This is a genomic window from Microbacterium sp. 69-10 (assembly GCF_001897945.1).
Taxonomy (GTDB): domain Bacteria; phylum Actinomycetota; class Actinomycetes; order Actinomycetales; family Microbacteriaceae; genus Microbacterium.
The window spans coordinates 1-24,144 of sequence record NZ_MKRT01000017.1 but is presented as its reverse complement, the minus strand read 5'-3'; the positions used below and the strand labels follow the sequence as shown (position 1 = coordinate 24,144).

Sequence of the window (24,144 nt, the reverse complement as noted above, 5' to 3'; positions counted from 1 at the left end):
CGGGTCGATGAGCAGTAGGGATGCGATCGTCGCGGAGCTGCCGGCGACGGATGCCGGGGGCGTGACGCCCCGGCGCGGCGCGCTCCCCGCGGCGGGGGTGCTCCTCGTGCTGCTCGTCGCTCTGGTCGCGGTGTCGCTGTGGCATCTCACGCAGGGCACGAGCGGGGCCGTGCTCGCGGATGCCGATGTGCTGTTCGGCTCGCGGATGCCGCGGCTGGCGGCGGGAATCGCGGTGGGGGCCGCCCTCGGGGTCGCAGGACTCCTGATGCAGTCGCTCGCGCGCAACCCGCTGGCCTCACCGGACACGCTCGGTGTGACCGCCGGCTCGTACTTCGCGGTCACCGCGGTGACCGCGTTCGGGGTGAGCATCCCGTTCTGGGCATCCGGCATCGTCGCGTTCGCAGGCGGGCTCGCCGCCGCCGGCATCGTGCTGGGCCTGGCGGGCGGCGCCGCATCGTCGACCACCCGTCTGGTGCTCGCGGGGTCCGCGCTCGCCATGGCCCTGCAGGCCGGCACGTCGACGCTGCTGGTGCTGTTCGAGGAGGAGACCAAGGGGCTGTTCGCGTGGGGGAGCGGCAGCCTGTCCCAGCTGGGCATCCAGGCCTTCCTGCGTGCCGCACCGGTGATCGTGGTCGCCATCGCGCTGGCGCTGGTGCTGACGCGGCGCCTGGACGTGCTCGCGCTCGGCGACGACACGGCCTCCTCCCTGGGTGTCCCGATCCGCTCGACGCGGGTGATGGGCATCCTGCTCTCCGTGCTGCTGACCGCAGCCGCGGTCACGCTGGCCGGCCCCATCGGCTTCGTCGGCCTCTGCGCGCCCGTGCTCGCCCGGCTGCTGTCCCGCGTGTTCCCCCTGCTCACCAAGCACGTGCTGCTCATCCCGGCGACCGGACTCATCGGAGCGATCGTCGTGATCGGCGCCGACGCCGTGCTCCGCGCGATCATCGGCGCGGAGGGCGCGATCGCGGTGCCCACCGGCGTCGCGACCACCCTCCTCGGTGCGATCGTGCTGATCGCGATGGCCCGCCGCCTGCGCGACGCCGGCCCCACGCGCCGCCCGCCCAGCATCCGCTTCGGGGTGCGCAGCACCCGCCGCTTCGCCGTCGTTCTCGCCGTCGGGGTCGCGCTGCTCGCCGCCGTGATCCTGATCGGGATGCTGGTGGGCGCCACACCGCTGCTGACCGGGGACATCCTGCTGTGGATGCAGCATCAGGCGCCGCCTCTGGTCTCGTTCGCCCTCGACGAGCGCTCGCCGCGGGTGATCGCCGCCGTGGTCGCCGGCGCGGCTCTCGCGCTGGCCGGCACCATCACGCAGGCCGTCAGCCGCAACCCGCTCGCCGAGCCGGGGCTGCTCGGAATCACCGGCGGTGCGGGACTGGGCGCCGTGCTCGTGGTCACCAGCGTCGCGGCCTCCACCTTCGGCATGATCGCCGCCGCGATCGCCGGCGCGCTGCTCGCCTTCCTGCTCGTGTACGCGCTGTCGTGGCGGGGCGGCCTCAGCGCGGACAGGTTCATCCTCATCGGCATCGGCGTCTCCTACGGAGCGACGGCGCTGACCACGTTCGTGCTGCTGCGCTCCAACCCATGGGACACCCCGAAGATCTACACGTGGCTGTCCGGCACCACCTACGGGCGGCTGTGGGAGCAGGTGATCCCGCTGGCGATCGTCCTGGCCGTCGCGCTGCCGTTCGTGATCGCCCAGCGTCGCGAGCTCGACATCGTGGCGATGGACGAGGACACTCCCCGGCTGGTCGGCGTGCGACTCGAACGCGCTCGCCTCGGACTGCTGGGTGCGGCCGCCCTGCTGGCGGCGCTCAGCGTCTCGGCGGTCGGCGTGGTCGGCTTCGTGGGCCTGGTCGCACCGCACGCCGCGCGCGCGCTGGTCGGGGCGAAGCACGGTCGCGTGATCCCGGTGTCGGTCGTGCTCGGTGCAGTGCTCGTGGGCACGGCGGATGCCATCGGGCGCACCGTGCTCGCACCGGCGCAGCTGCCCGCCGGACTGGTCGTGGCGCTGATCGGCGCCCCGTACTTCGTCTGGCTGCTCTGGCGCTCGCGCGACGCCTGATCATCCCAGGAGGAGGAGTCCGACGGCGACGCCGAGGTAGAACAGGTTCACCGAGAGGATGAACACCCGCTCGGAGAGGCCGAACACCCGCGCCCGCAGCTTCTTCACGACGAGCGCGATGACGCTCACCGCCAGGGACACGGCCGCGATCCAGGAGAGCACCGTGAGTGTCGCGGCCAGCCACTCCGGCCCCAGGTCCGAGAAGAGGCGGGTGAAGTTGCCCATGCACGCGTAACTGATGGCGAACCAGGCGATCGCGAGCAGATAGTGCAGGCGGCCGATGGTGGTCGCCTTCTCGCCCTCGACGTCGGTGGGGACGAACGGGAGCACGAGGAAGATCACGGCCAGGGCGGACAGGGCGACGGCGATGCCCGTTGCATCCGGCCAATCGTTCAGGCCTGTGGCGACGGCGGCCGCGAGCAGCCCCCAGAACGGCACGGTGATCCAGGTCATGATGCTGCTGAGTCTTCTCGTGCTCCCCACGGCGTAGTCGCTGACCGCGTGCCGGACAGGCGAGTACTCGTTCTTGACGGCGTGCAGGGCGACGAAGATCGCCAGGCGGGCGAGCCCGCAGGCGGCCGCCAGGGCGGCGAGGGTGAAGGTCATGAGTGGTCCTTTCCGGGGGGAGTGCGCACGGTGCGTACCTCGTCATGGAGGGCGCGGATGGTGGCGGCCAGAGCGGCCGGATCGATGCCGATGGTGCGGGCATTGTCGTCGACGGAGCGCCCCAGCAGCCGGCCGCAGTGCTGTGCTCTGTCGACGCCACGCGGGGTGAGATGAAGCTCTCGACGGTTACCGGTACGAGGGCCGGCCTGGTCGGTGATGAGGTCGTCGGCGAGCAGCGCACGGACGATCCCGCTGCCCGCCGCCTCGGTGACGCCGAGGGCCTTCGCGAGGATGCGCCCGGTGATGCCCGGGTGCTCGCCGAGGATGACGAGGGCGACGTACTGGTTGTAGCTGAGGCCTTGGGGCCGGAGGATCTGCTCCGCCCATCTGTCGAGTGTGCGGACCAGGTCGTGGAGTTCGTAGGCGAGGTCCATGGAACTAACTTAACTACTTAAGTTAATTCTCGCAAGCCCTGCCGGACGAAGCGACTCATGCGATCCCCATAGCAGGCTCACGGCAACTGCTCGTCGTCCTCCTGCATCCCTCATGGGTCGGATCGGTTGCCTCGGAACGTGGGCGGCCCGCCCGACGAGAGGACGAGATCATGAGCACCGAGACCACCGACCCCCGCTGGCTGGACGAGAACGGCCACGAGATCGATGAGGACCATCGCGGACTCGTCTACGACATCCGCACGCTGATCGACCGCCGTCGGATGCTGGGCATCTTCGGCGGCATCGCGGCGACCACGCTGCTCGCAGCCTGCGCGCCGACCACATCCGCGTCCACGGGGTCGGGATCGGGCGGATCGGCCGGCGCTCCGCCGCAGGGCGCTCCGGGCGGCGCGCCGGCCGCGGAGGACAACAGCGATCTGCTCGAGGGCGAGGTCCCGAACGAGACCGCCGGGCCCTATCCCGGCGACGGCTCGAACGGCGTGAACGTGCTCGACGACTCCGGCATCGTGCGCGGCGACATCCGCTCCAGCTTCGGCTCCTCGACGACCACGGCGAAGGGCGTGCCGCTCGAGATCGTGCTGACGGTCCGCGACGCGGCCACGGGGAAGGCGATGACGGGCGCGGGGGTCTACCTCTGGCACTGCGACCGTGACGGGAACTACTCGCTCTACTCGGACGCCGCGAAGGACGAGAACTATCTGCGCGGCGTGCAGGAGACCGACGACACCGGCACCGTGCGCTTCACGTCGATCTATCCGGCCTGCTACTCGGGCCGGTGGCCGCACATCCACTTCGAGGTCTACCAGGACGTGGCCACCGCCGTCGCCACCGGGCCGATCGTGAAGACCTCGCAGATCGCGCTCCCGGAGGAGACCAACGCGAAGGTGTACGCCACGACCGGCTACGAGAAGAGCGTGAGCAACGCCGCGCGGGTCACGCTGAAGAGCGACAACGTGTTCGGCGACGACGGCGGCGTCCTGCAGGTTGCGACCATGACCGGCAGCATCGGAAAGGGCTACACGGCGGCGCTGTCGATCGCGGTCTGATCGAGGAGACCGCTCGGAAATGCGATTACCCCGCATTCTCAGCAATCTCCTAGAATGTCGGGGGCGTCGGAGGGCGGCGCCGCACACGACCCGCGTTCTGCGGGCTGAGGGGGGAATCTCATTCTCATGACTGCAATCGCAACCCGCGCGCGTCTGACGGTGGTCGCCGTCATCGCGGGCCTGATGATGATCATCGGGGCCGCAGCGCCCGCGATGGCCGACACCACCGATGACCTGCAGAAGGTCGACACCGCGCTGAGCGCCGCCGCCGAGCAGTTCGGCACCGTCTACTCCGACCAGTCCGCACCGCTCGAGGACATCGCCACCGCCTCGAAGAAGTTCCAGGCCGCCGCCGAGACCGCCAAGAGCGAGTTCACCAAGGTCGCGCAGAAGGCCGACAGCGGCAGCGCCGCGTTCGCCAAGGAGTTCGCTGGGGAGGCGGGCGACATGGCCGCCGCCGCCGGCGCGCTCGCCGACGCGATCAGCGCGCAGGACCAGAGCGCCGCGCAGCAGGCCGACACCGACCTCGGTGCCGCGGTCGACGCTTACAGCGCGACGGTCGACAAGTACAACGAGTACCTGAAGAACCAGCCCACCTCGAACCCCACGCTCATGGTGTGGCTGATCCTGCTCATCGTCGCCATCGTCATCCTGGTGCTCGCGCTGATCTTCGCGCTGCTCACCCGCAAGCAGCAGGGTCTGCTGGAGCCGAAGGTCGACAAGAAGGGCAAGGTCTCCCAGTCGTCGCTGAAGAAGATGCGCTGGATGGTCGTGCTGTGGGCCGCCGTGTTCGTGGTCGGCGCCGCCATCCCGTTCTTCCAGGTGATGTTCGCCAAGCCCGACGCCAACGGCGAGTTCCGCTACACGGTGTTCTGGTACCCGCTCGCGGCAGGTGTCATCCTGACCGTGGTCAGCGTGATCCAGTACTTCGTCGCCGCCTCCAAGGTGAAGAAGCAGGGTTCCGCCGCGGCCTACGACGCGAACGACCCGTCGACGCACGGCGCTCTGGCGCAGAGTCTCAACTATCAGCCGGTTCCGCCGGTGGACGGTGCGGCTCCGCAGTATGCCCCGGTCGCCCCGCAGGCGGATGCCGCCGCGCAGGGCGCCCCGGTTCCGCCGGCCGCTCCGGTCGCCGAGGCTCCGGTCGCTCCTGAGGCTCCCTCGGCCCCCGCCGAGGCGGCTCCGGCTGCTCCTGAGGCTCCCGGCGACCCGGCTGCGCCGAAGGCCTGACGCACTGCTCCGGATGCCGGGGACGCCGCTGACGCGGCATCCCCGGCATCCGTCGTCTCCGGCCCGTGTCGTCTCCGGCAGCATCCAGCACATTCCGAACCGCACGGCGTAACGTCGGAAGCATGAGCACGGTGCCTGTCGACGATGCCGCGATCGCCCAGGCGAAGCAGCTGCGGGATCAGTTCCAGCGCTTCCTCCGCGAGTACGAGTTCGGCATGCGCGAGGTCGAGACGAAGATCTCGATCCTGCGCGACGAGTTCACCCATATGCACGCCTACAACCCGATCGAGCACGTCTCGAGCCGGCTGAAGTCACCGGATGGCATCGTCGAGAAGGTCGCCCGCAAGGGCATCGATCCCGACTTCGACGTGATCCGCCGGGAGATCACCGACATCGCCGGCGTGCGGGTGACCTGCAGCTTCGTCACCGACGTGTACCGCCTGTTCGAGCTGTTCACCCGCCAGGACGACATCACCGTGCTGATGGTGAAGGACTACATCGCCGAGCCCAAGCCCAACGGATACCGCAGCCTGCACGCCATCGTCGAGGTGCCCGTCTTCCTGTCCACGGGGGCCATCCCCGTGCCCGTCGAGGTGCAGTTCCGCACCATCGCGATGGACTTCTGGGCGAGCCTGGAGCACAAGATCCACTACAAGTTCGACGGACGAGTGCCCGCCCACCTGGTGCAGAGCCTCACCGAGGCCGCGGATGCCGCCGGCGAGCTCGACCTGCGCATGGAGCGCCTGCACCGTGAGGCGCTCGAGATCAATCACCGCGTGATCGAGGCCTGACGCCGCATCCCGCACGCACTTCTGAAGGACATTCGACGTTCTGAAGGATGCCAGGGCCCCGGATCTCCTTCAGAACGTCATCCGTCCTTCAGAAAGCCACGCCGCCTCAGCCGAGGAACTCTCGCGCGGCCGTCGCCAGGGCCTTCACGCCCACCTCGATGGTCGGGTGGATCACCGGGGCGAAGAACGGCGAGTGGTTGGTCGGGATGTCGTGGTCGACCGAGCCGTTCTGCAGGGCCGCCGCGAAGGCGGCCGGATCCACGCCGCCCCAGAACCAGAACACCAGCGGCACTCCGGCATCCCGTGCGAACCAGGACACGTCCTCCTCGCGCGAGACGATCGTCTGCAGGCGCATGATCGTCGCCGCCGCCATCACGACCGGGTCGATCGTGGAATCCGGCCGCGAGCCGTGCCCGCCCTGGCCGTGCAGCACGACGTGCAGACCGTCGGATGCTGACATCTGCGGACCGGGGCGCAGGCCGACCGCGCCCGCCGGCAGCGGCCCGACGTGCTGGCCGAGCACGATGTCCGGCTTCGGGAACCGGTCCAGCGCGCCGTCGTCGAGCATCGCTCGCGCACCGGCGCCCAGCTCCTCTGCTGGCTGGATCACGACGACCAGCGTGCCCTGCCACTGATCCCGCTCCCAGACCAGCTGCTCGACCGCGCCGATCATGGCGGTCACGTGCATGTCGTGGCCGCAGGCGTGCATCACCCTGACCTCGTTGACGTCGGGATCGACGCCCGTTGCCTTCGAGGCGTAGGGAAGGCCGGTCTCCTCGGTGACCGGCAGGGCGTCCACGTCGGCACGGGCCCAGACGGTCGGAGCGTCGCCGTTGGCGAGCACGCCCACGACGCCCGTTCCGCCGACGCCCTCGTGCACCTCCAGTCCGAGGTCGCGCAGTTGGCCGGCGGCGATACCGGCCGTGCGGGTCTCCTGAAACGAGAGCTCAGGGTGCTGATGCAGGTCGATGTACAGCGCTTCGAGGTCGATGCTCATGAGCCTAGCCATCCGTGCCGTTCGGCGGTCAGCCGATCCGCTCGATCAGCGTCTGCACGGTGTCGCCGTAGTTCATCCGGATGACGGGAAGCCGGAGCTTGTCCGTGCCGGGCGTCACGAAGCCCCAGGCGGTGGTGCGGCCGAAGGTGAAACCCGCCCTGGTCACACCCTCCTCGGCGGTCTCGTTCACGTGACCGTACGGGTATGCGACGATCTCCTTCACGCCGAGGATCTGCGCCGAGCGCTCCAGGTCGGTGGCGATCTGATCAGCCGTCCAGTTCACCATCCGCCCCTTGCCGTTCGCGCCGGCCTCGTGCATGTCGTCGGTGTGCGAGCGCTGCAGCACGTAGGGCGAGGGCGGACCGTCGTGGCGGAACTTCGTGATGACGAACGAGGTGGTCAGGACGCGGTGCTGCGTGACGACGGGGACGGCCAGCTCCAGCCAGGTGGGATCGGCGTCGTCGTCCGTGACGATCACCGAGCGCGGCGGCAGGTACAGCGCTCCGTCGATGAACGCGTCGAGCTCATCCCAGGTGGGCAGGTAGAACCGCGTCTGCTCGATGTGGGCCATCTGCGCCTCGAAGTCGCCGATGTACGCGTAGTTGCCGCGCAGCCAGCCCTTCTCGCCCTCGGGCCTGGTCGTGAACTGGTGGTACATCAGGATCGGCACGCGCGTGTGCGCGGCGGCGACCTGCTCGGGCGTGGCCCATCCGGCGTACAGGGTCTGCCGCCGATCGGTGCAGCTCGCGAGCCGCGCGCCGTTGACACGGGCGGTGGCCGTCAGGGCGCCGGCATCCGACTCCGTCTCATACCAGCCCCCGAAGACCGCGCCTTCTCGTCTGGGGATCGGCAGTCCGGTGTACAGCGCGCCCTGGGTCTGCAGCATCGGGGGCAGTGCGATGCCGGGGCCGCGGAAGTCGACCGCGCAGGCGAGCGGGTCCGCGGTGGTCGCCAGCAGCTGCTCGACGGGCGTGAGCGGTGTCGGACTCGGGGTGGGGGAGGCGGATGCCGTGGGCTCCGGCTCCGCCGGAGGGGCGCCCGAGAGGATCCCGGGCATGACGGACAGCCCGACCACGCCCGTGCCGATGGCCACCGCCGTGCCGATCACCGCGACGAGCATCCCCCGTCGGCGTCCCCAGAACCCCACGGGACGAGCATAGGGCCACTGGGGTATGCATGCCCTCCCACCGTGCGGGTGCCGAACTCTGGAAGGATGGATCGGTGACGAAGGATGAGACCCGCCCCGCCGGATTCGGCGCACTGCTCTGGCTGGCGATGGCGACGTTCTCGATGGGCATCGACGGCTACGTGCTGGCGGGCCTCCTCCCGCAGATCGCGAAGGACCTCGACGTCTCCGAGCCCGCCGCCGGACAGCTCGTCGCGGTGTTCGCGCTCACCGCCGCGCTGGCGGGTCCCGTGCTCAGCGCGCTCACCGACGGCTGGGAGCGCAAGGGGATCATCTCCGCGTCGCTGGCCGTGTTCGTCGTGGGCAACCTCGTGATCGCGCTGTCTGTGAACTACGCCATGGCGATGGGCGGCCGCATCCTCTCCGCGATCGGCGGCTCGCTGCTGAGCGCAGTGGTGAGCGCCTACGTGCTGGCCAAGACCGCGCCTGAGCGCCGCGGACGCGCGCTGTCGTTCGTGCTGGGCGGCTTCCTCGCAGCGACCGCCCTGGGAGTGCCGATCGGACTCGTCATCGGCCAGGAGGACTGGCGGCTGCCGCTGTATCTGGTCACCGGGGTCGGCGCCGTCGCGCTGATCGGCATCCTGGTGAACGTTCCGAGACTGCACCTGCCGGCGCCGTCGCTGCGCGAGACGCTGAAGCCGCTGGCCCGTCCGGCCCTGGTGGGCTCGATCCTCGTGGCCACCGGGATCATGTGCGCGAGCTACCTGTGCTTCACCTATGCCACCCTGATCTTCGGGCCGCGGGTCGGCGAGGGGCCCGCGATCATCGCGGCCATGTTCGGCTACGGGGTCGTCAGCCTGTTCGGCAACATCATCTCGGGGCGCGCCACCGACCGGTTCGATCCCGTGCACGTGATCTCGCTGATCGTCGGCATCCTGATCGCGGTCGCCCTGCTCGGCACCGCGGGGCTGCTGCTCCCGGGTGCGGCCGGCGCCGTCGCGGCGTTCGCCTGGTTCTTCTGCTGCGCGTTCTTCAACGGCGGGTCCGGCGTCGCCCTGCAGTCCCGGCTGGGTGACCTGGCCCCCGACGCGATGTCGCTGGTGCTGGCGCTGAACGGCAGCGGCATGCAGCTCGGCTCGGCGCTGGGAGGGATGCTGGGCGGCGCGCTGCTGGCGTCCGGACTTCCCGCCGACGGTTTGGTGCCGGCATCCGCCGTGGTGCTCGCCGCGACGATGATCCTGCACCTGATCGTGTCGCGGGCGAAGCCCGCCGCGCGCACGGCCTGATCAGCGGCGGTAGGACTCCAGCGGCGGTCCGGGGTTCAGCACGCTGTTGACGATCGCCGTGATGGCGAACTCGCTGGCCCTGCCGAGGTCGACGATCTCGGGATGCAGCAGCCACTGCAGCTGCAGGCCGTCCATGACGGCGAGGATGGCGGCGGAGGCGTGGGCGATCGTGCCGGTGTCGGTGACGCCCTCGGCCCTGCACAGCACCTCGAACGCCTCGGCCACCTCGCGGCGCAGCGTCGTGTAGCGATCCTCGAAGTAGTCCCGCCCGGGATGCCCGTCGGTCACCGATTCGGACGAGAGCACGGTGTAGGCCTGCACGATGCCCGGCCGTCGCTCGTTCGCGAACGCGGTGCGGATGAGGTGCAGGAACAGCTCGAGTCCGCCCGGGATGTGCTTGTCGTCCAGGTCGGCGACGTCGGCCTGATCGCGGTAGGCGAGCACCTCGAGCAGCAGCCGCTGCTTCGACCCGAAGTGATGCAGCACACCGGCGTGGGTCAGCCCGACCTGCTCGGCCACATCCGCGAGGGTGCCGTTGGTCGAGCCCTTGCTCCCGAAGATCTCGACGGCCGCGTTCAGGATCTCGATGCGCTTGTGCTGCGCCGCCCGAGTGCGGGGCGTGTCCTGTGTGGCCTTCGGCACGATGTCCTCCTCAGGGCGAGTGTAACGGTCTGATAATGCTCCCTTGAAAGCTTACTTACTAGTAGGTAACCTACCGTCTATTCACTTTCTCACCAGTAAGTGAAACCCGGAGAGCGAGCGCAGACGCTCGCCCCTCGCACCAGGACACCGTGCCCTAGGAGAAGCAATGAAGCTCAAGAAGTACTTGATCGCAGGCACTGCGATCGCCGCACTGAGTGCGCTCGCCCTGACCGGATGCTCGTCGAGCGGCTCGACCGGATCCAGCGGCGGCGGCACCTCGCTGACCGTCGCGAATCCGGACGGCTCCGGGGTGCTCTCGACCCAGATCAACAACCCGTTCATCGGCACCGGCTCCGGAATGTCGCTGGCGTACGACCGGATGATCTACGAGCCGCTCGCGATGGTCAACCCGGTCGGCAAGAACGAGACCACGCCGTGGCTCGCCTCGAAGGTGGAGTGGAACAGCGACTACACGCAGCTCACGGTCACCCCGCGCAAGGACGTGAAGTGGAACGACGGCAAGCCGTTCACCGCCGACGACATCGTCTTCACCTTCACCCTCATCAAGGACACCCCCGCCCTCGACCTCGGCGGCCTGAAGCTGAGCGGCATCGAGAAGGACGGCGACGACGTCGTGATGACCTTCAGCGAGTCGAAGTTCGTCAAGCAGGGCGACGTCCTCCAGGTGCCGATCGTCCCCGAGCACCAGTGGAAGAGCATCGCCGACCCGACCAAGGATCCGGTCAAGGATGCCATCGGCACCGGGCCCTACACGATCAAGAGCTTCTCGTCGCAGGGCGTCGTGCTCAGCGCCCGCAACGACTACTGGGGCGGCAAGGTCCCGGTGGCCACCCTCAAGTACCTCGAGTACAACGACAACACCGGCCTGCTCCGCGCGCTGCAGAGCAAGGAGGCCGACTGGGCGCAGATCTTCATCACCGACTACCAGACCAACTTCGTCGACAAGGATCCGAAGCACAACGTCTTCTGGGGTGCCAACGTCCTGAGCCCCGACATGATCCTGGTCAACACCACGAAGGCGCCGTTCAACGACGTCGCGTTCCGCAAGGCCGTCAACATGGTCGTCGACCGCAAGGCGCACGCCGAGAAGGCGCGCAGCAACGCCGGTCCGGAGCTGAAGAACGTCACCGGCATCCCGCAGCCCACCGGCGACCAGTACATCGCCCCCGAGTACAAGGACAAGAACTTCACCGTCGACGTCGACGGCGCCAAGAAGATCCTCACCGACGCCGGCTACACCTGGAAGAACGACGCCCTGATCGATCCGTCCGGCAACCCGGTCTCCTTCACCCTGCAGGACCCGCAGGGATGGAACGACTACGTCACCGGCATCCAGCTCGTCGCGACCCAGGTCAAGAGCACCCTCGGCGCCGACGCGAAGGTCGCGACGCCCGACGCCGACACCTGGTTCAGCAACATGGCGACCGGGAACTTCGATGCTGCACTGCACTGGTCGGGATCCGGATCCAACCCGTGGCACATCTACGACGACGTCATGAACGGCGCCTAGCTCGAGCAGGCGTCGGGCGGCAAGGTCTCCGACAACTTCGGCCGCTACGACAACCCGGAGGCGACCGCCCTGCTCAAGCAGTACGCCCAGGCATCCGACGACGCGGCCCGCACCGACGCGCTCAACAAGATCCAGAGGATCTTCGTCGAGGACGTCCCGGCCATCCCGATCGGCACCCACCCGCAGCTGGCGGAGTACAACACCCGCACGTTCACGGGCTGGCCGAGCGAGAGCGACCAGTACGCGACCGCCGACCCGACGCAGCCGTCCGCCGTCCAGGTGCTGATGAATCTGAAGCCGGTCAAGTAGTCGTCATCGCAGGTCCGGGGCGGGCTCTCCCGCCCCGGACCTGCACCGAGCCGAAGGGCCTCCTCATGACAGATCCCCTCCTCTCGATACGCGACTTCTCGGTCGTGTACGACGTCGATCCGCCGGTCGAGGCGGTCAAGCACGTCACGCTCGACATCCGCCGCGGCGAGATCATCGGTCTCGCCGGCGAGAGCGGGAGCGGCAAGACCACGCTCGCGTACGGGGTGCAGAGACTCCTCAAGCCCCCGGCCGTGATCACCGGCGGCAGCGTCGTCTTCCACGACGAGGACGGCGCGGACATCGACCTGCACGCGCTCGACGTGGAGCAGATGCGGCGCTTCCGCTGGGACAAGATCTCGATGGTGTTCCAGGGCGCCATGAACGCCCTCAATCCCGTGGCCACCATCGGCTCGCAGCTCGACGACGTGTTCGTGGTGCACCGGCCCCGCATGGGCCGCCGTGAGCGCCGTGAGGCCGTGGACGAGCTGCTCGAGATCGTGAAGGTGGGCGCTCAGCGCGCGCGGTCGTACCCGCACGAGCTCTCCGGCGGCATGCGCCAGCGCGTCATGATCGCGATGGCCCTCGCCCTGCGACCGCAGCTGATGGTCATGGATGAGCCCACGACGGCGCTGGACGTGCTGGTGCAGCGGGAGATCCTCAAGCAGATCTCGCAGCTGCGCCACGAGTTCGGCTTCTCGGTCGTGTTCATCACCCACGACCTGCCCCTGCTGCTGGAGATCAGCGACCGCATCGCCGTGATGCGCGAGGGCGAGATCGTCGAGCTCTCGGACGCGAGGGAGCTGTGGACGAACCCCCGGCACGAGTACACGCAGAACCTGCTGCGCTCGTTCCCCCGCCTCACCGGCGAGAGAGGAGTGGTGACGCGATGACGACCCTCGAGTTCAAGAACGTCACGAAGATCTACAACGTCCGAGGATCGGGACAGATCAGGGCGCTCGACGATGTGAGCTTCACGCTCCGCTCGCATCAGACGATCGGACTGGTCGGACAGTCCGGCAGCGGCAAGTCGACGATCGCGAAGATCCTCACGCAGCTCGAGACGCCCACGCACGGCGAGGTGCTGCTCGACGGCACGCCCATCCCGCGCGGCGGGCGGGGGCTGCGCAAGTACCGGCAGCAGCTGCGCATGGTGTTCCAGGACCCGTTCGCCTCGCTGAACCCCTACCACTCCATCCGCCACCACGTCGAGCGTCCCCTGCGCCTGGACAAGGTCGTCCCGTCCGGCGAGATCGACGCCGAGGTGCGCCGGCTGCTGGAGCGCGTGAAGCTCGATCCGGATGCCGTGATGGAGCGACGCCCGCATGAGCTGTCCGGCGGGCAGCGCCAACGTGTGGCGATCGCCCGTGCGCTGGCATCGCGGCCCGCGCTGCTGGTCGCCGACGAGCCGGTGTCGATGCTGGACGTGTCCCTTCGGCTGGGCGTGCTCAATCTGCTCGCGGATCTGCAGCGCGAGCAGGGGCTCGGCGTGCTCTACATCACGCACGACCTCGCCACGGCCCGGCACTTCAGCGACGAGATCATGGTGCTCAACCAGGGCAGGGCGGTCGAGTACGGGCCCGCGGACGACGTGATCCTGAACCCGAAGGACCCCTACACGCGCGAACTGCGCGCTGCATCCCCCGATCCGGAGGAGTTCTTCCGGACCGCCGCGACACAGGCAGGAGGCGCGCGATGAGCGCGGAGCAGACATCGGCGGAAGCGGTGGACCGGGCCTCCGCGGAACAGCACGCCGCCGCCGGGACGACCGACCCGACGCTGGTCGGGACGACCGCGACGAAGGCCGAGCACGGCGGCATCCGCGTGCCCTGGCGGTTCATCGGCAGTCGCGTCGCGTTCTACGCGTTCACGGCGTGGGCCGCGATCACCATCAACTTCTTCCTCCCGCGGCTGATGAAGGGCGACGCGGTCGACGCCTACATGGCGCGCAGCCAGGGACAGCTCACCCCGGATGCCGAGAAGGCGCTGCGCATCCTGTTCGGCCTGGACAAGTCCATCCCGCTCTGGCAGCAGTACCTCACCTACTGGGGCAACCTGCTGCACGGCGACCTGGGCGTCTCGATCTCCACGGGCATGGCGCCGGTGGGTCAGGCGATCGCCGCGGCATTGCCGTGGACGCTCGGACTGGTGGGGGTGGCGACCGTGATCTCGTTCATCATCGGTACCGTGCTCGGCGCCGTGATCGGCTGGAGACGGGGCGGCAGGCTCGACTCGCTGGTGCCGATCACCACGTTCCTCGGCACCGTGCCCTACTTCTGGCTCGGCCTGATCTTCATCGCGGTGTTCGCCACGGTGCTCGGATGGTTCCCCGCGGGGCACGCGTACGAGGTGGGCGTCGAGCCGGGCTGGAACGGGGAGTTCATCTCGCAGGTCGTCTCGCACGCCGTGCTCCCCGTGATCACGATCGTGCTCGTCTCCCTGGGCGGCTGGGTGCTCGGGATGCGCAACATGATGCTCACGGTGCTCGACGAGGACTACGTCACCGTCGCGCAGGCGAAGGGCATGCCCGACAACCGCGTGCTGTGGCGCTATGCCGCTCGCAACGCCGTGCTGCCACAGATCCAGAGCTTCGCCCTGGCCCTCGGGTTCATCGTCGGCGGCACGATCGTGATGGAGATGGTGTTCTCCTACCCGGGCATCGGACTGCTGCTGCTCAGCGCGACAAACGCCAAGGACTTCGCCCTGATGCAGGGGATCTTCCTGGTGCTGGTCCTCGCCGTGCTGATCGCCAACATCCTCGCCGACATCGCCTACGCGATCCTCGACCCCCGCACCCGGCAGACGGAGGCCTGATCATGACCGCTCCCACGCAGAACCTGATCGCCCAGCAGGCGTTCACCGCGCCCCCGGCCCCCCGGCGGAAGACGTTCTGGAGTCAGCTGGGCGCATCGATGGCGATGTTCAGCAACGCCAAGTCGGCCACCGGGCTCGTCATCCTCGCGATCTTCACGCTGGTCGCGATCCTCGCGCCGCTGATCGCCCCGTACGACCCGACCGCGCAGCACCTCGACCAGACCCTGCAGCCGCCGTCGTTCCAGCACCTGCTGGGGACGACGCACATCGGCGAGGACGTCTTCAGCCAGATGGTCTACGGCACGCGCGGCGTGCTCGTGGTCGGATTCCTGGCGACGATCATGGCCACGGTGGTCGCGATCGTCGTCGGGGTGACGGCGGGATACCTGCGCGGCTGGAAGAGCGAGTCGCTGTCGGCGCTGTCCCACGTGTTCCTGGTCATCCCCGGACTGCCGCTGATGATCATCATCGCCTCGCAGTTCGCCGACCCGCCGCTGTGGGTCATCGCGGCCGTGCTGGGCCTGACCGGGTGGGCGTGGGGCGCCCGGGTGCTGCGTGCGCAGACCATGTCGCTGCGCAACCGCGACTTCATCCAGGCCGCCAGGGCCAACGGCGAGCCGCTGCACCGCATCATCCTGGTGGAGATGCTGCCGAACCTCATGGCGATCATCGCCTCCAGCTTCGTCGGGACCATGACCGCCGCGGTGCTGGGGCTGACGACGCTCGCCTTCATCGGGGTGATCCCGGTGTCGAACCTGAACTGGGGCACCATCCTGTTCTGGGCGCAGCAGAACAACGCGTTCCCGGACTACTGGTGGTGGTACGTCCCCGCCGGCCTGTGCATCGCGCTGGTCGGCGTCGCCCTGGCGCTGATCAACTTCGGAATTGACGAGTACGTCAACCCGCGGCTTCGCTCCGCGGGGGAGCGCGCTCGCGCCATGAGGAAGAAGGGCCTGGATCTGAACGCCGCCGTCACCTCGGTGCGGACACAGCCGGCATCCACCCGGACCGACGAGGCCGGCGCGCAGCCCGGCGAGAACCACGCGAAGGAACCAGTACGTTGACCTCCCACCCCTATCAGGACGCCGCTCTGCCGACCGCCGATCGTGTGGAGGATCTGCTCAGCAGGATGACCCTCGAGGAGAAGGTCGGGCAGATGCTGCAGCTGGACGCCCGCGAGGACCTGGACGACGCGGTGCGTTCCCGCCACGCGGGATCGATCCTGCACACCTCTCCGGAGCGGATCCTGCTGGCGAACGAACTCGTCGCGCAGACCCGGCTCCGCATCCCGCTGCTGGTGGCGGAGGACTGCATCCACGGTCACTCGTTCTGGCCGGGCGCGACGATCTACCCCACGCAGCTCGGCATGGCGGCGTCCTGGGACGCCGATCTGCTCGAGCGCGTCGCGAGGGCCACCGCCGAGGAGGTCGCGGTCACGGGCATCCACTGGACCTTCTCCCCGGTGCTGTGCATCGCCCGCGATCTGCGCTGGGGGCGCGTGAACGAGACCTTCGGCGAGGACCCGTACCTGATCGGCGAGCTGGCATCGGCGATGGTGCGCGGCTACCAGGGGGACGGCCTCTCGGATCGCACGGCCGTCCTGGCCACGGCCAAGCACTTCGCCGGCTACTCCGAGACCCAGGGCGGGAGGGATGCCAGCGAGGCAGACATCTCGCCCCGCAAGCTCCGCTCGTGGTTCCTGCCTCCGTTCGAGCGAGTCGCCCGGGAGGGCTGCCGCACGTTCATGCTCGGCTACCAGACCACGGACGGCGTGCCGATCACGCTGAACGACTGGCTGCTCACCGAGGTCCTCAAGGGCGAGTGGGGCTACACCGGCACGCTGGTCACCGACTGGGACAACGTCGGGCGCATGGTGTGGGAGCAGCATGTGCAGCCCGACTACGCGCACGCCGCCGCGGCCGCGACGAAGGCCGGCAACGACATGATCATGACGACGCCCGGGTTCTTCGAGGGCGCGCTCGCCGCGGTGGAGCAGGGGCTGATCGCGCCGGACGCGTTCGATGACGCCGTGCGCCGCATCCTGACTCTCAAGTTCGACCTCGGACTGTTCGAGGACCCGCGGATGCCGTCCGAGGACCTCGACACGGTGGTCGGCAGCCGGGCGCACGCCGACCTGAACCTCGAGGTGGCGCGGCGCTCGCTCGTCCTGCTCGAGAACGACGGGACCCTACCTCTTCTGCCGGCTGCGCCTGGTGGGGCTCTCTCGCCGGCTGCGCCTGGTGGGCCGCTCCTGCCGGCTGCCGAGCCGCTGCGGGTCGCCGTGGTCGGTCCGCTCGCCGACGATGCGCAGACCCAGCTCGGCGATTGGGCCGGCGGCTCGGGGCAGGCGGGCTGGCTGGACGGGCAGCCGCGGGAGATGATCACCACCGTGCTCGACGGGCTCCGCGCTGTCGACGGCCTCACCGTACGTCACGCGCGCGGCGCGGACATCCTCACGCTGGTGGATGACCCGCTGGGTGCGAGGTTCCCCGACGGTCAGCCGCGCCCGCCGCTGGTGGTGCCGACGCCGCCGGATCAGGGCCTGATCGCCGAAGCTGTCCAGGAGGTGGAGTCCGCGGATGTCGTCGTCGCCGTCGTCGGCGACCGGATCGAGCTGGTGGGCGAGGGGCGGTCCACCGCGACGCTCGAGCTCATCGGCGGGCAGAACGCGCTGCTGGACGCGCTGATCGCCACCGGGAGACCGGTGGTGATCGTGCTGCTCGCCTCCAAGCCGCTGGTGCTTCCGGCATCCGCCTCTCGGGCCGCCGCCGTGATCTGGGCGGCGAACCCCGGGATGCAGGGCGGCCGCGCGATCGCCGAGCTGATCACCGGTGCCATCGAGCCCTCGGGACGGCTTCCCATCTCGTTCGCGCGTCACGTCGGCCAGCAGCCGACGTACTACAACCAGATCCGCGGCCAGCACGGCCACCGCTACGCCGACCTGACCCAGTCGCCCGCCTGGGCCTTCGGCGAGGGGCTGTCGTACACGACCGTCGAGTACTCAGCGCTGACCGTGCTCTCGGCCTCGTTCGGCGCCGACGACACGCTCGCCGCGGACGTGACGGTGACCAACACGGGCTCACGGCCGGTGCTGGAGACCGTGCAGGTCTATGTGCGCGACGCCGTGACCAGCGTCAGCTGGGCGGACAAGGAGCTGAAGACCCACCGGCAGGTGCCGTTGGCGCCGGGGGAGTCGCAGCGCGTGCGCATCGAACTGCCCGTCGCGGACTGCACGATCGTCGATGCCCGCGGTCGCCGGATCGTCGAGCCCGGCGACTTCGAGCTGCTGGTCGGCCCGTCGTCCCGCGACGAGGCGCTGCTGCGGGCCGGGTTCACCGTGCGCTGACACCGCACGGTCGTCGCCGCGACGCGCATGCCGTGCGCTTGGCGCGGGAATGTGCGCTTCGCGCGGACGGATGCTGTGATTCGGTCCGCGGGAAGCGCACATCTCCGCGCGAAGTGCTCGGCGCGGTCGCGCGAGCGCGTGCGCCGCCGCACGCAGGACCAGCCCGCGACTACACCCGCGCGGTCGTGCCGCGGACGAGCAGCTCGTAGGGCAGCTCGCCGCCGGGGGCATCCGCACCGCCCTCCAGCTGCGCGAGGATCGCCTGCGCGGCGCGCTCGCCCTGCGCCGTCGGGAACTGGTCGACGGTCGTGAGCTGGAAGAACTCGCCCAGCTCATGCCCGTCGATCCCGACGATCGAGAGGTCCTGCGGCACCCGGAAGCCCAGATCGCGGGCGGCGAGTATCGCGCCGATCGCCATCTCGTCGGATGCCGCGAAGATCGCCGTCGGACGAGGGCCGGGGCGCCCCAGCAGCTGCTTGGCCGCGCGGAAGCCGCCGTCGACGGTGAAGTCCGCGGGCTCCAGGAAGGCGTGGTTCGGCGTGATCCCGGCATCCGTCAGCGCCTGCTCGAAGCCGAGCCGGCGCTGGGTCGGGATGTGGAAGTCGATGTCGAACTCCGGGTTCGCGCCGATGTGCGCGATGTCGCGGTGGCCGAGGCCGATCAGGTGATCGGTCGCCAGGCGCGCGACCGCGGTGTCGTCGACGGTGAGCGTGCGCAGCCGCGGGTTCGGGCCGCCGATCGCGATCACCGGCAGCCCCAGGTCGAGCAGCTGGCCGGTCTCGTCGTCGTCGAGCTCGATGGACACGGCGACGACCGCGTCCACGCGCTGGCGACGCAGGAACGTGGAGAACACCTCGTGCCGGATGGCGGCGTCGGCCGTGATGTTGTAGAGCGTGATGTCGTAGCCGGCGCGCATCAGCGCGCTCGTCGCGCCGGAGAGCACCGTGCTGAAGAACCAGCGGTCCAGGAACGGGACGATCACGCCGACGTTCTGGGTGCGGCCGGATGCCAGGCTCGACGCCCGCGACGACACGACGTACCCGAGCGTCTCGGCGGCGACGTGCACGCGATCGCGCGCGCCGGCGGACACGTGCCCGCGCCCGCTGAGCGCCCGCGACACGGTCGCGGTCGACACTCCCGCGAGCTTCGCGACCTCGTCGATGCTCACCATGTCGCGTCATCCTCTCCGTGAGAAACCACATTCCGCACGAGACACCACGCCTGACCTGGTTTCTCAGCCAGAATATGGTTTCTCACGGTGAGGTCCGAGTCGAAGATCAGGCCCGGGTGAACCAGGCTGCGGTGTTCGGGGGCAGGGCGGTGCCGGCGAACGGCTCGGACTGGATCACGAACGTCACGCCCTCGCCGAGCTCGATCGGCTCGGAGCCCAGGTTCGCCACCACGTGCAGGTCGCCGCGGTGGAACGCCACGGCGGCGGCATCCACGTCGTCCCACACCAGCGAGCCGGAGCCGAGCCCGCGCGCACGACGCTCTGCGAGCAGCGCCTTGTACAGGTTCAGGGTCGAGGTCGGGTCCTGCTCCTCGGCATCCCGGGCGAAGCCCGCCCACTCGGCCGGCTGCGGCAGCCAGGATGCGCCGGTGTCGTTGAACCCGAACGCCTTGCCGGACGCCGTCCACGGCAGCGGCACGCGGCAGCCGTCGCGGCCGTAGCGCTCGCCGTTCGTGCGGAACCAGGTGGGGTCCTGGCGGAACTCGTCCGGGATCTCCATCGCCTCGGGAAGGCCCAGCTCCTCGCCCTGGTAGACGTACGCCGAACCGGGGAGGGAGAGCATGACGGTGGTCGCGGCGCGCCCGCGGGAGAGTCCGACGGCCGGGTCGGGCTTGCCCTTCGACTTCGGCCCGATGCCGTCGCCCTGCGGGCTGTCGGCGGTCAGGGCCAGGCGCGAGGCGTGCCGGATCACGTCGTGGTTCGACAGCACCCAGGTGCTCGGAGCACCCACCTCGCCGAAGGCGTCGAGGGAGTCCCGGATGACGGCGCGCAGCGCCGCGGCATCCCACCCCGTCATCAGGTACGGGAAGTTGAAGGTCTGGTGCATCTCGTCGGGGCGCACCCAGAGCGCGGTCTTCTTCAGAGTGGGCAGCCAGGCTTCTCCGCACAGTGCGCGGTCGCCGTCGTACTCGGCGAGCACCTTGTGCCAGTCGCGGTAGATGTCGTGCACGCCGTCCTGGCCCCAGTACGGCACGTTCTCCTCGCCGCCGCCCATGGAGTCCGCGTCGGCCACGGGCGCGTAGTCCGGAAGGCCGGCCTCCTTGACCATGCCGTGCGCGACGTCGACGCGGAAGCCGTCGACGCCGCGGTCGAGCCAGAAGCGCAGGATGCTGCGGAACTCCTCGCGCACCTCCTCGTTGGTCCAGTCGAAGTCCGGCTGGCTGGCGTCGAAGATGTGCAGATACCACTGTCCGGGCGTTCCGTCGGCCTCGGTCACGCGCTCCCACATGCCGCCGCCGAAAACGCTCTCCCAGTTGTTCGGGGGCAGCTCACCGTTCTCGCCTCGTCCGTCACGGAACACGTAGCGGGCGCGCTCGGGGCTGCCGGGTGCGGCCTTGAGCGCCTGCTGGAACCAGACGTGCTGGTCGCTGGAGTGGTTGGGGACGAGGTCGACGATCACCCGGATGCCGCGGGCGTGCGCCGCGTCGAGCATGGCGTCGAAGTCAGCGAGCGTGCCGAACAGCGGGTCGACGTCGCGGTAGTCCGCCACGTCGTAGCCGGCGTCCTTCTGCGGGCTGGTCATGAACGGGCTCAGCCAGATCGCGTCGACGCCGAGGCTCTTCAGGTCGTCGAGTCGCGCGGTGATGCCCGGCAGGTCGCCGATGCCGTCGCCCGAGGCGTCGGCGAAGGAGCGCGGATAGATCTGGTAGATGACGGCCGTGCGCCACCATTCGGAACCGGGGGATGCGACCTGCTCGAGCTGTGCCATGCGAACAGGCTACTGGAAGCGCTTACACTTCCGGAAGTGCGGGGATCGAATCGGTTCGATTCGGGCGTGGCGGCCAGGAGAGGTGTAAGTGGGATGCTCTCCCCCGCGCAGGTCTGAAGGACGGACTCGGTTCTGAAGGACGCTCGGCGCCCGCGCATCCTTCAGAACCGAGAGTGTCCTTCAGAAGACAGCGGATGCTGCGCCCGCGCGCCGCTGCGGATGCCGCGCTCTGCCGTCGTGCGCGCCCGCATGGGGCATCCGTCCGCGGCTCAGGCCGAGCGCCGCGCGGCCTCCAGTGCCGTGCCATGCTGCACGGCCGCGGCGTCCATCAGCTCGCGCAGGTGCTCGGCGGTGACGTTCGCGCCGAAGGTCGGGTATCCGGGCTGCAGCACGACGCCGTTCGCGAGCGGGCCGGCGAGCACCGGATCGAAGCCCAGAGCGTCCACCAGGGCCGACACCGTCGCCACGTCGTCCGCATCGTCGCCGGCCACCGCGATCGCCTTGCGGCCCTGCGCACCTGCGGGACGGGACTCGTCCTCGAGGTCGTGGTAGCCCATGTGGTTCAGCGCCTTCACCACGCGGGCGCCCGCGAGGTGCTCCTGCACGAGCTCGCTGGTCGAGGTGCGGGGATCGTTCAGGTCGTCGCGGATGCCGTCGGTCTCCCACCAGTAGTTCATCGTGTCGATCACGAGCTTGCCGCGCAGCAGGTCGGCGTCGAGGGTGTCGTGCTTGCCGAGCGGCAGGGCGAGCACCACGATGTCGGCTTCGCGGATCGCGTGGGCGGCGTGCACTGCGGTAGCACCAGGCACCAGGACCTCGACGGTCAGTGCGATGCGCTCGGGGTCGCGCGAGCCGGCGATCAGCACGCGGTGGCCGGCCGCCACGGCGAGGCGGGCGAGCGCGGTGCCGACCTTGCCGGCACCGAGGATGCCGATGGTGGTCATGGGCTTCTCCTGGGTGTTCGTGGTCTCAGGCATGGACGGCCTTGCCGTCCTTGATGATCTGGGCGACCTGGCGGCGGGTCGGGTACCAGCTCCCCGGGTCCTCGGCGAGGAGCTCGCGGACCCGGGGCACCACCCTCTCGCCGAGCAGGCGGATGCTGTTCTCCCGCGCCTCGCGCGGCAGGTGCGTCAGGTCGTACTTCAGGTCGAAGCGGGACAGGCGGTTGTCGCGGAACGTCCGCGCGACCTTCTGCGCGACGGTCTCGGGTGAGCCGACGTACAGTGCGCCGGAGTCGACCTCCTCCGCGTAGCGCTCGGGCGTCGGCGGGTAGAAGCCACGCTCCTTGCTGAGCTGCTGCACCATCGGCTCCCAGTACTGCCAGTGCGTGTTCTTCGCCTCGTCGTCCGAGTCGGCGATCAGTCCGATGGAGTGCTGTGCGACCGGCAGCTCCTCGTGGCCGTACTTGGCGAGGGCGCGCAGGTACAGCTCCACGTGGCCGGCGAAGCGCTCGGGGCGCCCGCCGATGATGGCCATCATCAGGGGCAGGCCGTACCGGGCGGCGCGGATGACGGAGTCGGGGCTGCCGCCGATGCCGATCCAGGCGCATGGACAGCTCGAGCTTCTCCTCGAAGATCTCCTCGTACTCGGCGATGTCATAGCCGAACAGGGGGAAGGACTCGATGGCGGATGCCCGGCCGAGGACCATCTCAGTGCGGCCGCCGGAGATGCCGTCGACGGTGGCGAACTGCTGATAGAGCCGCACCGGGTCCTGCGTGGACAGCACCGTGACGGAGGTGCCGAGGTGGATGCGGGAGGTCGCCTGCGCTGCGGCGGCCAGCACCACTGGAGTCGCCGAGTCGACCGACCCCTCCTTGTAGTGCTCGCCGATGCTGAAGACGTCCAGGCCCACGGACTCCGCCAGCTGCGCCTCCTCGATTAGCAGCCGTAGGGACTCGGCATCCGACATCACCCGACCGGCGTCGGTGGCGACGTCCCCGAAGGAGCTCAGCCCGAACTCGATGCCCTCGACCGTGGCGCTCATGATGTGCCGACCTTCCCGCGCGACGTCCTACTTGTTGACGTGTCAATCGTCTCAACCGTAGGGTGAGCCCATCCATTCCCGAGGAGGACGGATGCCTGCGGACAGGACGAGGAGCACGCCCACCCCTGCGCAGCTGCGCGTGTGGCGCGAGTACATCGAGACCGCCGACGCGCTGCGGCGCACCCTGGACGGCAGGATGCTGTCGGAGTCGGGGATGTCATCCGGGGACTACAGCGTGCTGCTGGCCCTGAGTGAGGCGCCGCGACGCACGCTCCGCTCCGCGCAGCTGGCGGATGCCGTGGGATGGGAGCGCAGCAGGCTGTCCCATCACCTGAGGAGGATGGAGCGCCGCGGCCTCATCACGAGGGACGCGAGCGAGGCGGAGGCGCGCGGCGTGGAGGTGACGATCACCGTGGTGGGCCTGGAGCTGTTCCGCGCCGGCTCGGTCCCGCACCTGCGCGCGGTCAAGGAGCTGTTCGTCGACGCGCTCTCGCCGCAGCAGCTCGATGACGCGGGCGGGATCGCGGCTGCGCTGCGCCGGAAAGCGGGCGACACGCCCGGGCTCCGCAGCTGATTTGCCGGATGCCCGGGATCCACGTAAATTATTACTTGTTCGCCCCAAGCGGTTGAGCGGAAGGCCGGAAGGCCTGGCTCCCCTCCAAGCGGCGAACCACCCACCTCAAGCTCTTCTCACTTGTGAGATCGGCACCGGTCCTCAGGCCCGGGGAGCGTGGTTGTCCCGCCGAGATGGTCGATTTGACAAGCTCGCCGAGACGGATAAGCTAGAACGGTTGCCCCGGAGACGGGACGGCAGATCTGGTCCTGATCCTCACGGCGCGTCGATTTGACAGCCTGGTCGGGACAGATAAGATTGTGAAGTTGCCCTGCGCTTCTCGCCTTGATTGGTGGGTGTGTGGGTGCGTCCGATCCTTGAGAACTCAACAGCGTGCACTTGTCAAATGCCAAATTATCCTCGTCCA

At 69.3% G+C, this 24,144-nt stretch carries 21 protein-coding genes and 1 pseudogene; 12 read left to right on the top strand and 10 right to left on the bottom strand.

Annotated elements, in window-relative coordinates:
* The first annotated feature begins 7 nt into the window (after positions 1-7).
* Entirely contained in the window at positions 8-2,065 is a 2,058-nt protein-coding gene (locus BGN97_RS06490; RefSeq protein ID WP_292699082.1) for an iron ABC transporter permease, read from the top strand.
* Here the strand turns inward: BGN97_RS06490 and BGN97_RS06485 are convergent, their stop codons facing one another.
* A complete protein-coding gene (locus tag BGN97_RS06485) occupies positions 2,066-2,671 on the bottom strand; it encodes a DUF998 domain-containing protein (RefSeq protein WP_292699080.1) in 606 nt (201 codons plus the stop codon).
* Positions 2,668-3,105: a MarR family transcriptional regulator gene (locus BGN97_RS06480; protein ID WP_292699078.1), complete on the bottom strand. Its 438-nt coding sequence runs from the start codon at positions 3,103-3,105 to the stop codon at positions 2,668-2,670. The genes BGN97_RS06485 and BGN97_RS06480 overlap by 4 nt, the downstream gene beginning before the upstream one ends.
* A 170-nt stretch (positions 3,106-3,275) precedes the next feature.
* On the opposite strand from BGN97_RS06480, the gene BGN97_RS06475 reads away from it, so the two are divergent.
* The 3 genes from BGN97_RS06475 to BGN97_RS06465 all read left to right on the top strand — a co-directional run bounded on the left by BGN97_RS06475 (position 3,276) and on the right by BGN97_RS06465 (position 6,193).
* Positions 3,276-4,172 carry an intradiol ring-cleavage dioxygenase gene (locus tag BGN97_RS06475; protein ID WP_292699076.1) on the top strand — a complete coding sequence of 299 codons (897 nt, stop codon included), beginning with the start codon at positions 3,276-3,278 and terminating at the stop codon, positions 4,170-4,172.
* Positions 4,173-4,298: 126 nt separating this feature from the next.
* Positions 4,299-5,402: a hypothetical protein gene (locus BGN97_RS06470; RefSeq protein ID WP_292699074.1), complete on the top strand. Its 1,104-nt coding sequence runs from the start codon at positions 4,299-4,301 to the stop codon at positions 5,400-5,402.
* Between the two features lie 122 nt (positions 5,403-5,524).
* Positions 5,525-6,193: a GTP pyrophosphokinase family protein gene (locus BGN97_RS06465; protein ID WP_292699072.1), complete on the top strand. Its 669-nt coding sequence runs from the start codon at positions 5,525-5,527 to the stop codon at positions 6,191-6,193.
* Positions 6,194-6,299: 106 nt separating this feature from the next.
* On the opposite strand, the gene BGN97_RS06460 is transcribed toward BGN97_RS06465, so the two are convergent.
* Both BGN97_RS06460 and BGN97_RS06455 read right to left on the bottom strand, forming a co-directional pair.
* Complete coding sequence (locus BGN97_RS06460; protein ID WP_292699070.1) at positions 6,300-7,190, bottom strand: amidohydrolase; 891 nt, start codon at positions 7,188-7,190, stop codon at positions 6,300-6,302.
* A 28-nt stretch (positions 7,191-7,218) separates the two neighbouring features.
* A complete protein-coding gene (locus tag BGN97_RS06455; protein WP_292699068.1) occupies positions 7,219-8,337 on the bottom strand; it encodes a polysaccharide deacetylase family protein in 1,119 nt (372 codons plus the stop codon).
* 74 nt (positions 8,338-8,411) lie between these two features.
* Between BGN97_RS06455 and BGN97_RS06450 the strand changes: the two genes are divergently transcribed.
* Complete coding sequence (locus BGN97_RS06450) at positions 8,412-9,602, top strand: MFS transporter (RefSeq protein ID WP_292699066.1); 1,191 nt, start codon at positions 8,412-8,414, stop codon at positions 9,600-9,602.
* On the opposite strand, the gene BGN97_RS06445 is transcribed toward BGN97_RS06450, so the two are convergent.
* Positions 9,603-10,244: a TetR/AcrR family transcriptional regulator gene (locus tag BGN97_RS06445; protein ID WP_292699064.1), complete on the bottom strand. Its 642-nt coding sequence runs from the start codon at positions 10,242-10,244 to the stop codon at positions 9,603-9,605.
* A 166-nt stretch (positions 10,245-10,410) separates the two neighbouring features.
* On the opposite strand from BGN97_RS06445, the gene BGN97_RS06440 reads away from it, so the two are divergent.
* On the top strand, positions 10,411-11,775 hold the full coding sequence (locus BGN97_RS06440; RefSeq protein WP_292699062.1) for an ABC transporter substrate-binding protein: 1,365 nt from the start codon (positions 10,411-10,413) through the stop codon (positions 11,773-11,775).
* 44 nt (positions 11,776-11,819) lie between these two features.
* Here the strand turns inward: BGN97_RS06440 and BGN97_RS06435 are convergent, their stop codons facing one another.
* Positions 11,820-12,080: a hypothetical protein gene (locus tag BGN97_RS06435; RefSeq protein ID WP_292699060.1), complete on the bottom strand. Its 261-nt coding sequence runs from the start codon at positions 12,078-12,080 to the stop codon at positions 11,820-11,822.
* 69 nt (positions 12,081-12,149) lie between these two features.
* On the opposite strand from BGN97_RS06435, the gene BGN97_RS06430 reads away from it, so the two are divergent.
* The 5 genes from BGN97_RS06430 (at position 12,150) to BGN97_RS06410 (ending at position 18,241) form a co-directional block, all read left to right on the top strand.
* On the top strand, positions 12,150-12,974 hold the full coding sequence (locus BGN97_RS06430; RefSeq protein WP_292699058.1) for an ABC transporter ATP-binding protein: 825 nt from the start codon (positions 12,150-12,152) through the stop codon (positions 12,972-12,974).
* Entirely contained in the window at positions 12,971-13,780 is an 810-nt protein-coding gene (locus BGN97_RS06425) for an ATP-binding cassette domain-containing protein (RefSeq protein ID WP_292699056.1), read from the top strand. The genes BGN97_RS06430 and BGN97_RS06425 overlap by 4 nt, the downstream gene beginning before the upstream one ends.
* Positions 13,777-14,895 carry an ABC transporter permease gene (locus tag BGN97_RS06420; RefSeq protein ID WP_292699054.1) on the top strand — a complete coding sequence of 373 codons (1,119 nt, stop codon included), beginning with the start codon at positions 13,777-13,779 and terminating at the stop codon, positions 14,893-14,895. The genes BGN97_RS06425 and BGN97_RS06420 overlap by 4 nt, the downstream gene beginning before the upstream one ends.
* 98 nt (positions 14,896-14,993) lie before the next feature.
* Positions 14,994-15,959 carry an ABC transporter permease gene (locus BGN97_RS06415; RefSeq protein ID WP_292699214.1) on the top strand — a complete coding sequence of 322 codons (966 nt, stop codon included), beginning with the start codon at positions 14,994-14,996 and terminating at the stop codon, positions 15,957-15,959.
* Positions 15,956-18,241: a glycoside hydrolase family 3 N-terminal domain-containing protein gene (locus tag BGN97_RS06410; RefSeq protein ID WP_292699052.1), complete on the top strand. Its 2,286-nt coding sequence runs from the start codon at positions 15,956-15,958 to the stop codon at positions 18,239-18,241. Before BGN97_RS06415 ends, BGN97_RS06410 begins: the two co-directional genes overlap by 4 nt.
* 169 nt (positions 18,242-18,410) lie before the next feature.
* Here the strand turns inward: BGN97_RS06410 and BGN97_RS06405 are convergent, their stop codons facing one another.
* The 4 genes and pseudogenes from BGN97_RS06405 to BGN97_RS06390 all read right to left on the bottom strand — a co-directional run bounded on the left by BGN97_RS06405 (position 18,411) and on the right by BGN97_RS06390 (position 23,089).
* A complete protein-coding gene (locus BGN97_RS06405; RefSeq protein WP_292699050.1) occupies positions 18,411-19,412 on the bottom strand; it encodes a LacI family DNA-binding transcriptional regulator in 1,002 nt (333 codons plus the stop codon).
* 106 nt (positions 19,413-19,518) lie between these two features.
* Complete coding sequence (locus BGN97_RS06400; RefSeq protein ID WP_292699048.1) at positions 19,519-21,180, bottom strand: glycoside hydrolase family 13 protein; 1,662 nt, start codon at positions 21,178-21,180, stop codon at positions 19,519-19,521.
* Positions 21,181-21,449: 269 nt separating this feature from the next.
* Positions 21,450-22,157 (bottom strand): NADPH-dependent F420 reductase, encoded by a 708-nt coding sequence (locus BGN97_RS06395; protein WP_292699046.1) that lies wholly within the window; start codon positions 22,155-22,157, stop codon positions 21,450-21,452.
* Positions 22,150-23,089 (bottom strand): annotated as a pseudogene (locus BGN97_RS06390) (LLM class flavin-dependent oxidoreductase). The gene BGN97_RS06395 and the pseudogene BGN97_RS06390 overlap by 8 nt, the downstream one beginning before the upstream one ends.
* A gap of 166 nt (positions 23,090-23,255) precedes the next feature.
* Here BGN97_RS06390 and BGN97_RS06385 point away from each other — a divergent pair.
* A complete protein-coding gene (locus BGN97_RS06385; protein ID WP_292699044.1) occupies positions 23,256-23,738 on the top strand; it encodes a MarR family winged helix-turn-helix transcriptional regulator in 483 nt (160 codons plus the stop codon).
* The last annotated feature ends 406 nt before the right edge of the window (positions 23,739-24,144 follow it).

Bases quoted from the DNA above. Each gene is read 5' to 3' on its own strand.
- BGN97_RS06490 (WP_292699082.1), top strand. From the start codon at position 8: ATGAGCAGTAGGGATGCGATCGTCGCGGAGCTGCCGGCGACGGATGCC.
- BGN97_RS06485 (WP_292699080.1), bottom strand. From the start codon at position 2,671: ATGACCTTCACCCTCGCCGCCCTGGCGGCCGCCTGCGGGCTCGCCCGC.
- BGN97_RS06480 (WP_292699078.1), bottom strand. From the start codon at position 3,105: ATGGACCTCGCCTACGAACTCCACGACCTGGTCCGCACACTCGACAGA.
- BGN97_RS06475 (WP_292699076.1), top strand. From the start codon at position 3,276: ATGAGCACCGAGACCACCGACCCCCGCTGGCTGGACGAGAACGGCCAC.
- BGN97_RS06470 (WP_292699074.1), top strand. From the start codon at position 4,299: ATGACTGCAATCGCAACCCGCGCGCGTCTGACGGTGGTCGCCGTCATC.
- BGN97_RS06465 (WP_292699072.1), top strand. From the start codon at position 5,525: ATGAGCACGGTGCCTGTCGACGATGCCGCGATCGCCCAGGCGAAGCAG.
- BGN97_RS06460 (WP_292699070.1), bottom strand. From the start codon at position 7,190: ATGAGCATCGACCTCGAAGCGCTGTACATCGACCTGCATCAGCACCCT.
- BGN97_RS06440 (WP_292699062.1), top strand. From the start codon at position 10,411: ATGAAGCTCAAGAAGTACTTGATCGCAGGCACTGCGATCGCCGCACTG.
- BGN97_RS06430 (WP_292699058.1), top strand. From the start codon at position 12,150: ATGACAGATCCCCTCCTCTCGATACGCGACTTCTCGGTCGTGTACGAC.
- BGN97_RS06425 (WP_292699056.1), top strand. From the start codon at position 12,971: ATGACGACCCTCGAGTTCAAGAACGTCACGAAGATCTACAACGTCCGA.
- BGN97_RS06420 (WP_292699054.1), top strand. From the start codon at position 13,777: ATGAGCGCGGAGCAGACATCGGCGGAAGCGGTGGACCGGGCCTCCGCG.
- BGN97_RS06415 (WP_292699214.1), top strand. From the start codon at position 14,994: ATGGCGATGTTCAGCAACGCCAAGTCGGCCACCGGGCTCGTCATCCTC.
- BGN97_RS06405 (WP_292699050.1), bottom strand. From the start codon at position 19,412: ATGGTGAGCATCGACGAGGTCGCGAAGCTCGCGGGAGTGTCGACCGCG.
- BGN97_RS06400 (WP_292699048.1), bottom strand. From the start codon at position 21,180: ATGGCACAGCTCGAGCAGGTCGCATCCCCCGGTTCCGAATGGTGGCGC.
- BGN97_RS06395 (WP_292699046.1), bottom strand. From the start codon at position 22,157: ATGCCTGAGACCACGAACACCCAGGAGAAGCCCATGACCACCATCGGC.
- BGN97_RS06385 (WP_292699044.1), top strand. From the start codon at position 23,256: ATGCCTGCGGACAGGACGAGGAGCACGCCCACCCCTGCGCAGCTGCGC.